This is a genomic window from Paracoccus sp. (in: a-proteobacteria), from assembly GCF_035556475.1.
Taxonomy (GTDB): domain Bacteria; phylum Pseudomonadota; class Alphaproteobacteria; order Rhodobacterales; family Rhodobacteraceae; genus Paracoccus.
Map to the genome: position 1 here is coordinate 18,879 of NZ_DATMFA010000121.1, position 13,890 is coordinate 32,768.

General features: G+C 64.0%; 14 protein-coding genes and 1 tRNA gene. 5 read left to right on the top strand and 10 right to left on the bottom strand.

The features are described from left to right. Window positions 1-2: 2 nt before the first annotated feature. Both VNQ78_RS17580 and VNQ78_RS17585 read right to left on the bottom strand, forming a co-directional pair. Window positions 3-764, bottom strand: a complete 762-nt coding sequence (locus VNQ78_RS17580) for an alpha/beta hydrolase (RefSeq protein WP_325692203.1) — start codon at window positions 762-764, stop codon at window positions 3-5. A gap of 5 nt (window positions 765-769) precedes the next feature. After that, window positions 770-1,369, bottom strand: coding sequence for a 2-hydroxychromene-2-carboxylate isomerase (locus VNQ78_RS17585; RefSeq protein ID WP_325692205.1), 600 nt, complete (start codon window positions 1,367-1,369; stop codon window positions 770-772). A 102-nt stretch (window positions 1,370-1,471) separates the two neighbouring features. Here VNQ78_RS17585 and VNQ78_RS17590 point away from each other — a divergent pair, with 102 nt between their 5' ends. After that, window positions 1,472-2,491: a ribose-phosphate pyrophosphokinase gene (locus tag VNQ78_RS17590; protein WP_325692207.1), complete on the top strand. Its 1,020-nt coding sequence runs from the start codon at window positions 1,472-1,474 to the stop codon at window positions 2,489-2,491. Between the two features lie 69 nt (window positions 2,492-2,560). Here the strand turns inward: VNQ78_RS17590 and VNQ78_RS17595 are convergent, their stop codons facing one another. The 3 genes from VNQ78_RS17595 to rlmB all read right to left on the bottom strand — a co-directional run bounded on the left by VNQ78_RS17595 (window position 2,561) and on the right by rlmB (window position 4,511). Further along, window positions 2,561-3,013 (bottom strand): CoA-binding protein, encoded by a 453-nt coding sequence (locus VNQ78_RS17595; protein ID WP_325692209.1) that lies wholly within the window; start codon window positions 3,011-3,013, stop codon window positions 2,561-2,563. A 185-nt stretch (window positions 3,014-3,198) separates the two neighbouring features. Next, window positions 3,199-3,612, bottom strand: coding sequence for a YHS domain-containing (seleno)protein (locus VNQ78_RS17600; protein ID WP_325692211.1), 414 nt, complete (start codon window positions 3,610-3,612; stop codon window positions 3,199-3,201). 77 nt (window positions 3,613-3,689) lie between these two features. Then, complete coding sequence (gene rlmB, locus VNQ78_RS17605) at window positions 3,690-4,511, bottom strand: 23S rRNA (guanosine(2251)-2'-O)-methyltransferase RlmB (protein WP_325692213.1); 822 nt, start codon at window positions 4,509-4,511, stop codon at window positions 3,690-3,692. Between the two features lie 167 nt (window positions 4,512-4,678). Here rlmB and VNQ78_RS17610 point away from each other — a divergent pair. Next, window positions 4,679-4,762, top strand: a tRNA-Tyr gene (locus VNQ78_RS17610). 266 nt (window positions 4,763-5,028) lie between these two features. Here VNQ78_RS17610 and VNQ78_RS17615 read toward each other — a convergent pair. Beyond that, window positions 5,029-5,322, bottom strand: coding sequence for a hypothetical protein (locus VNQ78_RS17615; protein ID WP_325692215.1), 294 nt, complete (start codon window positions 5,320-5,322; stop codon window positions 5,029-5,031). A 249-nt stretch (window positions 5,323-5,571) separates the two neighbouring features. Then, window positions 5,572-6,429, bottom strand: coding sequence for a DUF2189 domain-containing protein (locus VNQ78_RS17620; protein WP_325692217.1), 858 nt, complete (start codon window positions 6,427-6,429; stop codon window positions 5,572-5,574). 366 nt (window positions 6,430-6,795) lie between these two features. Between VNQ78_RS17620 and VNQ78_RS17625 the strand changes: the two genes are divergently transcribed. Then, window positions 6,796-8,406: a calcium-binding protein gene (locus tag VNQ78_RS17625; protein WP_325692219.1), complete on the top strand. Its 1,611-nt coding sequence runs from the start codon at window positions 6,796-6,798 to the stop codon at window positions 8,404-8,406. 146 nt (window positions 8,407-8,552) lie between these two features. Here VNQ78_RS17625 and VNQ78_RS17630 read toward each other — a convergent pair whose 3' ends face one another. From VNQ78_RS17630 to VNQ78_RS17640, 3 genes are all read right to left on the bottom strand, one after another. Further along, the gene (locus VNQ78_RS17630) at window positions 8,553-9,695 is read right to left on the bottom strand and encodes a hypothetical protein (protein WP_325692221.1); all 1,143 of its coding nucleotides are present in this window, start codon (window positions 9,693-9,695) and stop codon (window positions 8,553-8,555) included. A gap of 120 nt (window positions 9,696-9,815) precedes the next feature. Further along, window positions 9,816-10,184, bottom strand: coding sequence for a hypothetical protein (locus VNQ78_RS17635; RefSeq protein ID WP_325692223.1), 369 nt, complete (start codon window positions 10,182-10,184; stop codon window positions 9,816-9,818). Between the two features lie 77 nt (window positions 10,185-10,261). After that, on the bottom strand, window positions 10,262-11,704 hold the full coding sequence (locus tag VNQ78_RS17640) for a UbiA family prenyltransferase (RefSeq protein WP_325692225.1): 1,443 nt from the start codon (window positions 11,702-11,704) through the stop codon (window positions 10,262-10,264). A gap of 313 nt (window positions 11,705-12,017) precedes the next feature. On the opposite strand from VNQ78_RS17640, the gene bioB reads away from it, so the two are divergent. Continuing rightward, a complete protein-coding gene (gene bioB, locus VNQ78_RS17645) occupies window positions 12,018-12,986 on the top strand; it encodes a biotin synthase BioB (protein WP_325692227.1) in 969 nt (322 codons plus the stop codon). After that, window positions 12,983-13,890, top strand: a 908-nt coding sequence (locus tag VNQ78_RS17650) for an aminotransferase class I/II-fold pyridoxal phosphate-dependent enzyme (RefSeq protein ID WP_325692229.1), incomplete at its 3' end; no start/stop codon positions are given. The genes bioB and VNQ78_RS17650, both read left to right, overlap by 4 nt.

A 13,890-nucleotide genomic window follows, 5' to 3' on the forward strand; every position in this document is an offset into this window, starting at 1 on the left:
GCTCAGTTCCGCTCGAGGTTCAGTCGCAGCAAATCCGCCATCTGCGCCGGATGGGTGATCGGCAGCATATGCCCCGCGCCCGGCACCACGGCCCGCCCGACATCCTGAAGCCGGGCGGCCAGCGCATCGGCGATGGCCGGAATGACCGGCGGCGAATCCTCTCCCATGACCAGCAGGACCGGGGCGTCGATCGCCTCGATCCCGCCGTCGCGCAGGATATTCGCGCTGTCATGCATCAGGGCGTCATTGCCCGCCACCACCATCGACATCTGCCGGGCCAGCCGCTGCCGCGCCGTCGGTGTCTGCTGCTCCCATTCGAGGCCGCCCCATGTGTCGAGGAAACGCCGCGCGGCTTCTGTCGGGTCTCCGGCCAGCACCGCGTCGCGGATCTCCTCCATCTCGGCGGCGTTGGCCGCGTCAGGTGCGGCGGCGAACAGCACCGGCTCAACCAGCGTCAGGCTGCGCACGGCCTCGGGTGCGGCGACTGCGATCCGCAGCGCGATGGTCGCGCCGATGCTGTGCCCGATCAGATCGACCGGCCGGGTGATCAGCGCCGCCACTTGCCGGGTGACGGCGGTGTGGAAATCGGGCGGTTCGCCCTGCCATTCCGGGCTGGGGCCGTGGCCGGGCATGTCGGGTGCGGTGATCGCGACCAGATCCGCGACCTCGGCCGCGATCGGCCGCCAATAGCTGCCATTGCCCATCATGCAATGCAGCGCCAGCGCCGGGCGTTCTTCCTGCCCCGGCCAGGTTCTCAGATGCATGTCACTCACAGGCTGGCGAGGTGGCGGTCCAGGAAGTCCAGCCGGTCCTGTCCCCAGAAGCACTCGCCGGATTCGCGCACGACATAGAAGGGCGCACCGAAGGCCCTGGCCTCGACCGCCTCCTCCAGATTGCGCTCATATTGCTGGGCGCCGATGAAAAGGCCGCTATTGGCCAGATCCGGGTCGAACCCGGCCGCAGAGAGCTTCGCGCGGATCACCTCCTCATCGGCGATGTCGAGTTGCTCTGCCCAGACCCCGCGCAGAAAGCCCTGCACCAGCCCCGGCAGGTCACCGCCGCCGGCCGCCTGCGCCGCGATCACCGCGTAGGAGGAGGGGGCGGGATTGACCGGCCAGAAGGCCGGGCGCAGGTTCAGGGCCACGCCCAGATGCTCGGACCAGCGCCGCAATTCCTGATCGCGATAGGCCTGCCGGGAGGGGTGGCGGTTCGCCGGGCGCGTGCCGCCGGTGCGGTCGAAAAGTTGCGGCAGATCGACCGGCTTGTAGGTGATGTCCGCGCGGTGGCGCGCCGCGATCTCCTCCAGCCGCGATCCGGCCAGATAGGTCCAGGGGCTTGGTGTCCCAAAGTAATAGTCGATATGCGCCATAAGCGGACCTCCGGGGTTTGCGGGCAGGCTAACCCGGTGATAAGCGGGGTGCAATCGCACGAATCCAGCAACAATACAGCCAATTCATAGACGGAGCCTGCCATGCCGGCCATGACCGAACCCAAGCTGATTGCAGGCAATGCCAACCGGCCGCTGGCCAATGCCATTGCCCGACGCATGTCGATGCATCGCGGGATGAACGTTGCCCCGATCGAGGCGCGAGTCGAGCGCTTCAACGATCAGGAGATCTTCGTCGAGGTCTACGAGAACGTCCGCGGCGAGGACATGTTCATCATCCAGTCGACCTCGAACCCTGCCAATGACAACCTGATGGAACTGCTGATCATGACGGACGCGCTGAAGCGTTCGTCGGCATCGCGCATCACCGCCGTCATTCCCTATTTCGGCTATGCCCGGCAGGACCGCCGCGCCAAGGCCCGCACGCCGATCAGCGCCAAGCTGGTCGCGAACCTCCTGACCGAGGCGGGCATCGACCGGGTGCTGACGCTGGACCTGCATGCCGCGCAGATCCAGGGCTTTTTCGACATTCCGGTCGACAACCTCTATGCAGCGCCGGTCTTTGCGCTGGACATCATGCATAATTTCAAGGACCGGATGTCCGACCTGATGGTCATCTCTCCCGATGTGGGGGGCGTGGCGCGCGCGCGCGAACTGGCGCAGCGCATCGGGGCACCGCTGGCCATTGTCGACAAGCGCCGCGAGAAGGCGGGCGAAGTGGCCGAGATGACGGTCATCGGCGAGGTCGCCGGCAAGACCTGCATCATCGTCGACGACATCTGCGACACGGCCGGCACGCTCTGCAAGGCGGCGCAAGTCCTGACCGAGCATGGCGCGGTCGAGGTCCATGCCTATATCACCCACGGTGTCCTTTCTGGCCCGGCGGTCGAGCGGGTGCAGAAATCGGTGATGAAATCCTTGGTCATCACCGATTCGATCGAGCCGACCGATCACGTCAAATCGGCGAGCAATATCCGCATCGTGCCGATGGCGCCGATGTTCGCTCAGGCGATCCTGAACATCTGGAACGGCACTTCCGTCAGCTCGCTTTTCGAGCTCGACAGCCTCGGGCCGATCTATGAAGGACTTTACACCGGCTTCTGAGAAGCGGTTGCGAGGCGTGGCCCATCCGCGCCCCGAAATACCCCGGCTGCTCGCGCGGCCGGGGTATTTTCACAGGAATCGCGGAAACTCGATCTTCGGGCAGCGATCCTCGATCACGGTCAGGCCGCGGGAGCGCGCCTTCGACGCGGCACTGTCATGGACAATGCCCAATTGCATCCAGATCGTGCGCAGATGGGGCAATTGTCCCATGGCCTCGTCCACGATCGACGGGACCGCTTCGGCACGACGGAAGATGTCGACCATGTCGACCCGGATCTCGGACGGGATGTCGCCAAGGCTGGCGTAAACAGGCTCGTCCAGGATTTCGGTGCCGGCATAATGCGGATTGACGGGAATCACTCGGTAACGCTGCGACTTGAGAAAGCGGGCCACGCCCCAGGCAGGGCGAAGCTCGTTTGTCGACAGACCGACCATTGCGATACAACGTGTTTCGCGGGCGATTCGTGCAATGTCATCGTCCATCGGCGAAACGCCGACATCGCGGAGTATGGCAAACTGCATGTGATCCTCCCCCAGATCTGAGACTAAAGTGGCATGGAAAAAGCGCCCGGTCCAGTGGTACTGGCCGGGCGCAAGTCGCGGAACGAGGGACAGTGATCTGAACATGAGCGTTCCGTGCCCATGTTCCCCAAATAAATGCGCACTGTGGCCGAGAAGTTCCACTCCTCTCGCGAAAAAGTGAGAATTCAGGGATTGAGCCGCGCCCAGACGGCTTTGGCCTGCATGAGGACATGCTGCGGATCGGCAAGCAACCGCCGACGCGCGGCCTCCGAGCGCAGCAGATAGGTCCGATGGCCGATGATCACGAAATGGCGCGGATTGCCCGGCTCGGACCGGCCTTCGGACAGCGCGACCACGCAAAGCCCGTTCAGGCCGGGGGCAAAGGCGCGGGGGTTCGCCTCGAACAGGGTGCGGTTGTCCTCATTCGCGAAATGCCAGGACTTGCCGCGCCACAGGGTTACGATATCGGACCGCCCCGGCACCGCGGCATTGTCCCGCCCATATGAAACCGGGTCCATTCCGTCCAGCGCCCAGTCCTGCGCCATCGCCCCCGAAGCGGGCATCGAGAGGGAGACGAGCAGGGCGGCAAGACGAATCACGACAGGACCAGGGCAGAGGAGGGTGCTTCCTGCATCTGGCAAATCGGCCCGCGATTCTCAACCGGGCAGGGGCAAAGCTATCCGCGTTGTGATTCCGGCGCCCCGATGCGTGAGGCGGCATAAAGCGCCACCGCAGCCGCGTTCGAGACGTTGAGCGAGCCGAAATCGGCGGCAAACGGAATGCGCAGGATCTTGTCGCAGGTCTCGCGCGTGCGTTCGCGCAGGCCCGGACCCTCGGCGCCGAGGACGAGGCAGATTGCGCGGCCGGGCAGGGCGGCCAAGGCATCGGGAAGCTCTTCCTCGCCCGTGCCGTCGAGGCCGAGGACGATATAGCCCATCTCCTTCAGCTCGATCAGTGCATCGGCGAGGTTGCCCACCCGCAGATAGGGCTGGCGCTCCAGCGCGCCGGATGCGGTCTTGGCCAGCGCGCCGGTTTCGGGGGCGCTATGGCGCGAGGGCGCGATAACGGCCCTTGCGCCAAAGACCTCGGCCGAGCGCAGGATCGCGCCGACATTATGCGGATCCGTCACCCGGTCCAGCGCGACGAGCAGCGGCTTGCCGGGGCCGGACAGGGCCAGATCGGCGAGGCTGCCCCATTTCAGCGCCTTGACCTCCAGCGCGGCGCCCTGATGGACGCTCTCAGGCGGCAGGGGCACGACACGGTCAAAGCTGCGCGCATCGGTGATCTCGGGCGAGATGCCTTCGGGCAGGGGGCCGAGCCGGTCCAGCGCGTTCTGCGTGACGACGAGGCGCAGCTTCTCGCGCGCGGGGTTGGCGAGGGCGTCGCGCACGGCATGCAGCCCGAAGAGCCATACGGTCTCGGCCGCCGCCGCCCGCCGGGCGCGCTCCTTGTCGATCACCCAGGTGGGCTTCTTGGTTTTCTGCGGTTTCTCGGCCATGGCGTAGCGTCCTCGCTTCTCGGGTTGGGTTGCGCAGAAAACGGCGGAAATTGCAAGTTCCGGGGCGGCGCACAGGCGTTCTTGTCGATGCCGCGTTTTTTCCCTTTTCACCGCTTGACGCCCCCGTCGCCTATCGGTAATCACCCCCCCACGCCGAGGCGTTCGGCGGGCGACGTGCTGCAAGGTGCGGCAGCGGACTGTAACTCCGCCGGGGAGACCCATGCCTGGTTCGATTCCAGGGTCGCCCACCATTTATCCTTGATCTGAAGGATAGGTTCTCCCGATCTTATTGCTACGAATGACTCTGACAGAGTCGTTCCGGTTTGCGGTGACGCTGCGGAACCGCGATGAAATCCCGGCGTATGGCTGCAACCGGGCCAATCCAGATTAAACGGCGGCAAATCCCCGACCGAAGCGGTCATGTCTGGTTTTGAACCCTAACCCTGACTTCCACGGGGCCGGGCGCTATGCGCATGGTTTTCCTGACGAAAGCGCCAGAGTCAGGATTTCAGAAGCCTCATTGCGCGATCCCAGCGTCAACCCCATGCCATCTGCTCGAGGTAAATGGATTGGAGATATCCTGCCCCGCCTGCGCCTTCTTCTGGAGGATATAGCGGATACGCTGGCGACGGTCGCGCCATGTGGGTTCAGCTTCGATCTGGGCGATTTCCACGCGGCTGAAGACCTGCGGATTAAGACCCATGATCGCGGCCTCCTGAATATGGCCGGCGGTCAAGGGCCTACTATCTGCAAGCGCGGCTCCTGCCGCAGCCGAGGCGACCAACACGACGAGAGAAAGTTTCCTGATCATCCGAAATCTCCCCAGCTCATATGAGCTGATGTTGATTGGGTTTTTCTGCAGGGTCAATAAAAGGCTAACCGCCGGGACAAGATCAGAAGACATGGTGGCGACGCAGATCGGTCTTCCTCGCCCGACCTCGCCAGCATGCTGTCAGCAGGGAGAGCCGATAGGATCAGTTGATGCGGGGTGTTTGGCGCGGCCATGCGCAGATCTGCCGCCGGTCGAATTCATGCGGTCCCTCGCCCGCGACCGATACCGCTAGGCCACGGCCCGGCGGTAAAGATGCCATGTCGCGTGGCCAAGGACCGGCAGCACGACGATCAGCCCCACGAAAAGCGGGATCATCCCCAGCACCAGCGAGACGGTGACGATCAGCCCCCAAAGCGCCGTCGTCCCCGGATTGCGGCGAGCGACTGCGACCGAGGTTGCCAGCGCCACCGGCACACCCACCGGGCGGTCGATCAGCATCGGGAAGGACACCAGACTGACGCAAAGCACGACGGCGGCGAAAAGGAAGCCTACGCCGCAGCCGATCCCGATCATCATCCAGCCCGCGCTGGTGCTGACGGTTGCGCGGAGGAAGCCCAGCAGGCTGTCATAGGGCTCGGGGCCAAGGGTAGCGGCCCAGATCGCATGGGCGGCGAAAATCCAAAGCGCGAAGATCACCGCGAGAAGGCAGCCCAGCGACAGCACCGGACCCAGCACCCGGCCCGTCAGCGTGGCCAGCGCGGCAGTCCAGTTGACATCCTCGCCCTTCTCGCGCCGCCGGCTCATCTCGTAGAGGCCTATCGCCGCGACCGGCCCGACCAGCGGAAAACCTGCCGCCAGCGGAAAGAGCAGATGGACCTGCCCCGCATTCAGCGCCCATGCGGCCAGAACAAAACCGATCACCGGATAGAGCGCCACCGCGGTGATGACATCGGTGCGCAGCGCGGCGAAATCCTCGACGCCCTTGCGAAGCGCCAGACGGATATCGCCAAGACCGATCTCGTTGATCTCGGGTAGCGTAATGTCGTGGCTGCCGATCCCTTCCACAGCCGTCTCGGCGCTGCGGCCGGCACCGGCCAGCCTCCGCACGCTCCAGCTCAGCGGGTTTCCAATCGTCTCTCGGGACATGACTGCGTCCTCCCTTCCTGGAGGGCCCGCGTTCGGGCGAGGCGTCAGCCGGAGACCCCGGCGCCGCCCGCGAACCTGCCGGGCCAGAACCGTCCTCTGCCAACAGTTTAGCAGATAGAGCGTGAGGTTGCACTCCCCCGAGTGGGAGGCCGAGCCCCGCGCCGGGCTTTCGGCCCGCGGCCATGGAGGTTGGACCGGGCTTTCAGGCGCAGGATCTTGAACCGGGGGTCGTTCGCGCATGGTATGCCATAGATTTGAGGTTGGCTTGCTCGCAACACCACATGGGGTTGTGACGCATATCTTCCATCTCGAATTGCCTTGCCGTTTTTCCAACACTAACGAAGCGCCACCCGTCAGGAGAGCGCCATGTCCCGCCACACCGTCACCGCCCGCACCTATGTCACGCTGAATGGCCCCAATCAGAGCAATACCGGATGGGGGTTGGAGTTTCACACCAGCGGAGCCGGGGCCGGTGACATGCGGATCATGGACATCTATTCGCAAGGCTCAGGCAGCAAGTGGACCTTCCTCGGCGGGGTCAGCTTCTTTCCCGATTACTCGGGCGTCACCACTCTGGGTGGCGGCGAGGTTATCGGGCGCAGCTTCGCGCTCGCGACGATTCCGCGCGGCACGGCGCTTTCGCAACTGGTGGTCAGCGATCGTATCACATTGGGGCAAGGCGATTTCCTGATCGAGGGCAGCGCCCGCGGCGACTTCTGGAACGGAGCGCGCGGCGGCAATGACGAAATCTATGGCCTCGGCGGCAACGACACCTTGCTTGGTGGCCGGGGCAACGATTCGATCAGCGGCGGCAGCGGCAATGACAGCCTCGTTGGCGGCGCCGGTGCCGACCTGCTGATCGGCAATGCCGGCCGCGACACCCTTGTCGGCGGCGCGGGCAATGACCGCTATGTCATTGATCGGCAGGATGTGGTGATCGAGGCAGCAGGCCAGGGACGCGACCATGTCCAAGCCGATTTCGACTATGGCCTTGCCGCCAATGTCGAGGATCTGACCCTGACCGGCATCGTCGGGTACAGCGGTTCGGGCAATGGCCTCGCCAATGGTATCCACGGCAATTCCGGTGCGAACCTTCTGCGCGGTTATGACGGCAATGACAGCCTCTACGGCGGGGCAGGCAACGATACGCTGATCGGCGGCAATGGAAACGACCTGCTGCAAGGCGACGCGGGCAACGACCTGCTGCGGGGCATCGACGGGATCGACACCGCGGTCTATGCCGGCAATGTTTCGGTCCGGGTCGATCTGTCGAACCCGAACTGGCAGAACACCGGGCAGGGAACCGACATGCTGGCCGGGATCGAGAACCTCGTCTCGGGCGCGGGTCGCGATACCCTGACCGGCGACAATGGTGCCAATATGCTGGACGGCGGGGCGGGCAATGACTCTCTGACCGGCGGAGCTGGCCATGACACACTGAAGGGTGGCGCGGGTGCCGATACCATGGTCGGCGGCGCGGGAAATGACATCTATTGGGTCGATAATACCGGCGATCTGGTGGTCGAACAGATCGCCGGCGGTATTGATCGTATCAACGCCAGCATCGGCATCGACCTGGCTCGGGCCGGCGGCGTATATGCCAATGTCGAGAATGTCACCCTGACCGGCAGTGCAGCGATCGCTGTCCACGGCTCGGCCCTCAACAATGTGCTGACCGGAAACGCGGCTGCGAATGTCATTTCCGGCCGCGCCGGCAATGACAACCTGACGGGAGGCGGCGGGGCCGACACTTTCGTCTTCCGCAAGGGTTTCGATCAGGATCGGATTCTGGATTTCCAGGACGATGTCGACCGCATCCGCCTGCAGGGTTTTGCCGATGTGACGAATACCACCGAGGCACGCGCACATGCGTCGCAGATTGGTGGCAATGTGCTCTTCGATTTCGGCGATGGCGACCTGATCACCGTTCACAATGCCCGGATTGCTGCCGTGCTGGATGATCTGATCTTCGCCTGATTTGCCCCGGTTGCCCGCCATTCCCCCGAATGACCGAGCGGTGGCTGCTGGCGCGCAAATTCGGATCGAGGTCTTTCCGCAACTCGGGGCGACCTCGGCGGCATGACACAGCGCGTTTCCCGCGCCTCGGCGGAGATTTCAGTCTTTCAGACGACCCTCAGCGCCGTTGCGGGTTCTCTCAGAATCGATCCGGGCCAGACATCGGAATACTTGTCCTCCGATTTGGCCACTTTCTTCAAATGGTGCTTCTGGGCTTCGACAATGCGCCAGCGGGCATTCTGCTCTGCGGTTTTCTGCTCTTTCGGAATCTGCTTGAGCTGGAAGAACTCGGCCATGACCTCCTTGGCCGAGAAGCCAAGATGCTTGATCCAGCCCAGCTCTGAAACATCGTCGAAAATCGTGAAGTCGCGCAAAAGATCGTCGAGATAGCCGTCAAAGCGTAATCCGCGCGGTGCGTCGGTTCTGTGATAATGAAGGATGAACGCATCGACAGCGTTTATTCGGTCGATTTCATGCTGGACCTGTCGTTGCTTCTTTTCCAGCATCTCGGGTTTGATATTCTTATGCGTGAGCGACAGGTTGAAGCGATCATCCAGGGTTCGGAATCCCAGCCCTGCCCGAGCGATCGCTACAGGAAGGGCAATCTGGTCGAGCCATGGGCGGCGGATCGGAATCTCACTCTCCGGGCGGTCGAGTTCCAGGGCCGTTTTCAGCCAGCAATCGGCAAAACTCTCGAATTCTGCGACCGGGGCATTGGGGAAGGCGATGACGCCCCCGTTGAAATAAGGCGGCGAGAGTTTACCCGTTCGGGCGAGGCGGATCCGCTCCTCCGGGACCTCCATCCCGAAAAGACCGTAAGCCTTCGCCCAATGGCCTTCCGGTTTGCCCCAGGTATATCGGCCCTCCGGCGCTGCGGAGACCACTCCTGCACCAACCATGTCGCTGACAGCGAACGGTTGCCAGATCACGGTATCCGTGTCGAGAAAGACCGTGAAGGCATGCGGGCGGGGCTGGGCGCTGGCAATCAGCTTGTTGCCTTGCTTATAGCGCGGCGAAAAAACACCCCCGGTGGGCATGAATTCAAGCCGCGTATTCGTCGCGGCCAGATATTCGCGCAGTTGCGGCGGCAGAAGGTCTGCCTTTTCCTCCGGGCAATAGGCGATCAGGTCGATATGCGGCAGATGTCTGCGTACCGAAGCCGAGAGGAAAATCGCCTCGATCGTCAGTTTTGGAGGGTCAATGACATAGATGAAAGCCGCACTATCGGGGTCGTGCAGAGTGACATTCATGGCAGATACCTCTTAAAAAACAATAATTATTAAGAGGGTGGCGCAATGCCGACATAAAGTCGAGAACGGAGTGGTTAATAAAATACCGGGATTGATGCGACTTCCGATCCCGACCCCAACCTAACGGGTCGGATCCGCCATGGCCGTCAGCACCAGTCCCGCGACGATCAGCGTCAGGCCTGCCACCCGCGCCAGCCCGATGCTTTCCTGCTGGAACAGCGCGCCGATCACCGTCAGCGACACCATCGCCAGCGAGGTGACGCCGATATAGGTCACGCTCAGCGGATAAATTCGGATCGCCGCGACGAAGGCGGTCAGCAGGCTTGCGGCGCTGATCACCGCAAGCCACATCCAGCCAGAGCCGAGGATCGACAGGATCAGGTTGCCAAGCCCTGATGTATCAAGACCTTGGCCTCCCTTCTTCAGAAACAGGTTCAGCGCGACATTGGAGGTCGCTGCAATGAAGATCAGGCCCCAGTGAGTGGTCATGCGAGGTCAGCCCTTGTCGGAACGGATTGCTGCCGAGGTCAGCGCCATCGGCGAGGAATGGAGGGTGCGGGCGCGCCTCATGGCGTTACGCCGCGCGCCGCGATGGCAAAGATTGCGACCATGGCGATCCCGCTCAGCAGGCTCACGCGGTCGCGGAAGGTAAAGACGATCGGGTCGTCGGTCATGAAGCCGCGCCGGGTCATCAGCTGCATCCGGCCAAGCCAGAAGAACAGGACAGGGCAGATCAGCAGCAGCAGGTCCGGGTGTCCGAAATTGGCCTGGACGCCCGGATCCTGCGAATAGAGCGCAAAGACCAGCACCGCCGCTTGCGCCGCGCCGATGGACATGGCCTGAAGGATCGGAAGATCGCCCGCCATCATGTTGCGCCCCGAGGTATGGTCCGCGCCGCGCTTGGCCATATCCTCCAGTTCCGCCTGGCGCTTGATCGTCGCGAGCGAGAAGAACAGGAACATCGAAAAGACCAGCAGCCAGGGCGAGATCACGATGCTGGTCGCGGCGGCGCCCGCGACGATCCTCAGCGTGTAGAGCATAGCCAGCGCCACGACATCGGCCATCATCTTGCGCTTGAGCGAGAAGGAATAGGCCGAGGTCGCGACCATATAGGTCAGCAGGACCGCCATGAAGGCCGGGGGCAGCAGCACCGCCGCCAGCAGCAGCGAGAGCACCGTCAGCGCGATCGCGACCATCAGCCCGTGCCGTGCCGATGCCTCGCCCGCGGCGAAGGGGCGCAGCCGCTTGCGCGGATGCGCCCGGTCCGCCGCGAGGTCGAGAAGGTCGTTCACGATATAGACGGCCGATGCGGTCATCGAGAAGCAGAGCATGGCGAGCAGCGCGGCGGGCAGCTTGCCAAGGTCCTGCGCGGTCAGCACCGGCAGCAGGATCAGCAGGTTCTTGGCCCATTGATGCGGCCGGCAGGCGCGCATCAGGGCCCGCCACGGCCAGGTCGAGGGCTCGCCCACCGGGGTCAGGGTCGTTCCCTGATCCGAAGCGGCTTTTTGCAGCGTGGTGCTGGGCCGGACGCCATAGGCGCTGCGCGCCGCCGCCCAGACCGGCAGGTCGGCGCGGCTGTCGCCCACATAGTCAAAGCCTTGCATCCCGAAATTCTCGACAAGGAAGCGCGCCTTGGTCTCTCCCTTCAGGTTCTCGGATGTGACCGGGCTGCCGGTGCCGATCGCGAGGTCGAAGATCCCCAGATGCTCTGCCACCGCCTCGACCTGCCGGTGGTCGGCGGCCGAGATCAGCGCGACCTGCCGCCCCCCGGCCCGGGCCTCGGCGATCATCGCAAGGACGTCGGGGTCATAGGGCAGGGCGTCGGGGTCCAGCAGGATCTGGTCCGCGATCTGGCGCTTGAAATCCGCCCTGCCGCCCCGCAGCCAGCCCGCCGCCCTGATCCCCTGAAGCGGGGATTTCGCCATGAGGCCAAGCAGGGCCTCGTCCAGCGTGTCCGACCGGCAAAGCGTGCCGTCCATATCGACGACGAGGGGGACCTGTTCACTCACATATGTCGATTCATTCAGGGCCGGGCTCGACATGCAATCATTACTCCCGCGGGAAAGAATCCGGTCTCGGCAATTTGAAGCAGCTTCAGCGGAACAAAGTCATCTGTCTTTCTGGACAGTTTGCCAGTTTCGCCCGGCCTTTTCGCGGCAAATCTGCGTCCCGCTCAACTTTTCCGCGATGAGGTTGCGTGCCTATCTTATAATTATCTATAAAGCATTCAAACATTGCGAATCGAATGACAGTTTATCTATTTAGATAGAAACCCCGCCAAGACGGGGCAGAAACTATCTGTAATCGTACTGCCGAGGGACCATGACGCATCTTACCACGCCCACAGATCAACGCTGGAGCCGCGTCGAGGCAGAGGCGATCTATCGCCAGCCCTTTCCCGACCTGATGTTTCAGGCCCAGACCGTACATCGCGCGCATTTCGCACCGAACCGCGTCCAGATGAGCCGCCTGCTTTCCGTCAAGACCGGCGGCTGCCCCGAGGATTGCAGCTATTGCAGCCAATCCGCCCGGAACGGGTCCGAGCTTTCGGCATCAAAGCTGATGGAGGTCGAGCGCGTGCTGGCCGAGGCGCGCCGCGCCAAGGCGGCGGGGGCGACACGCTATTGCATGGGCGCCGCCTGGCGCGAGCCGAAGGACCGCGACATGGCCGCGATCGAGGCAATGGTGCGCGGCGTCCGTGCGCTGGGGATGGAGACCTGCATGACGCTGGGGATGCTCTCGGGCGAGCAGGTGCTTCGCCTGCGCGAGGCGGGGCTTGATTACTACAACCATAATATCGACACCTCCGAGGCGCATTACCCCAAGGTCATCAGCACCCGGACCTTTGCCGACCGGATCGAGACGCTGGCCCGCGTGCGCGAGGCGGGGATCAAGGTCTGCTCGGGCGGCATCCTTGGGCTCGGCGAGGGCGAGGGCGACCGCATCGACATGCTGCTGGCGCTGGCGAACCTGCCCGAATATCCCGAGAGCGTTCCGATCAACATGCTGATCCCGATGCCGGGCACCCCGCTGGAACATGCTGATCCGGTCGATTCCTTCGATTTCGTCCGCGTGATCGCGCTGGGCCGCATCCTGATGCCAAAGACCCATATGCGGCTTTCGGCGGGGCGAACCGCGATGAGCGACGAGATGCAGGCGCTTTGCTTCATGGCCGGGGCCAATTCGATCTTCATGGGCGACACGCTGCTGACCGCCGCCAATCCGGCCGAGGATCGCGACCTGAGGCTGTTCCAGCGCCTCGGGCTGGAGCCCGAGGAACTGGGGCAGTGAGCGTGCTTTCTGCCCATTACGGGCTGCTCGAAAGCCTTGGCCAGCGCGGACGGCTGCGCGGGCTTGCCCCCGCCGTCGGGGTGGATTTCGCCTCGAACGACTATCTCGGGCTGGCCGGGTCCGGCCTGCTTCGCGACCTTGCAGCGGCGGCGCTGGCCAAGGGCGTGCCGGCGGGGGCAGGTGCCGCGCGCCTGCTCCGCGGCAATCACGAAGCCTTCGCCACGCTGGAGGCCGAGGCGGCGGAGTTCTTCGGCGCGCCCGCCGCGCTCTATTTCGGCTCGGGCTTCGCCGCCAATCTGGCGATTTTCTCCAGCTTGCCACAGGCGCGCGATCTGGTCCTGCATGACGCGCTGCTGCACGCAAGCTCGCTGGACGGGATGCGTCTGGGCAAGGCGCAAAGCCGCGCCTTTGCCCATAACGACCTGCAATCCCTGCGCGACGAATTGCGCGGCTGGCGCAGCGAAGGCGGGGCCGGGCGGGTCTGGATCGCGGTCGAAAGCCTCTATTCCATGGATGGCGATTTTGCCCCGGTCGAGGCGCTTGCGGCGCTGGCCGAGGAGGAGGACGCCTTCCTGATCGTGGACGAGGCCCATGCCACCGGGATCTGGGGGGAGGGGGGACGCGGACTTGCCGCGCGCCATGCGGGGAGTGAGCGGGTCATCCGCCTGCATGGTTGCGGCAAGGCGTTGGGAGTGCAGGGAGCGCTTGTCTGCGCGGCCCCGGCGCTGGTCTCGGTCCTGCTGAACCGCGCCCGCAGCTTCATCTATTCCACCGCGCCCTCGCCGCTCCTGGCCGAGGTGCTGCGCGGCGTGATCACGCATCTGGCAGGGGACGGATCGCGGCGCGAGGCGCTGCTCGCGCGGGTTGGACATGTCGCGGCGCGGGCCAAGGCGATCGGGCTTTG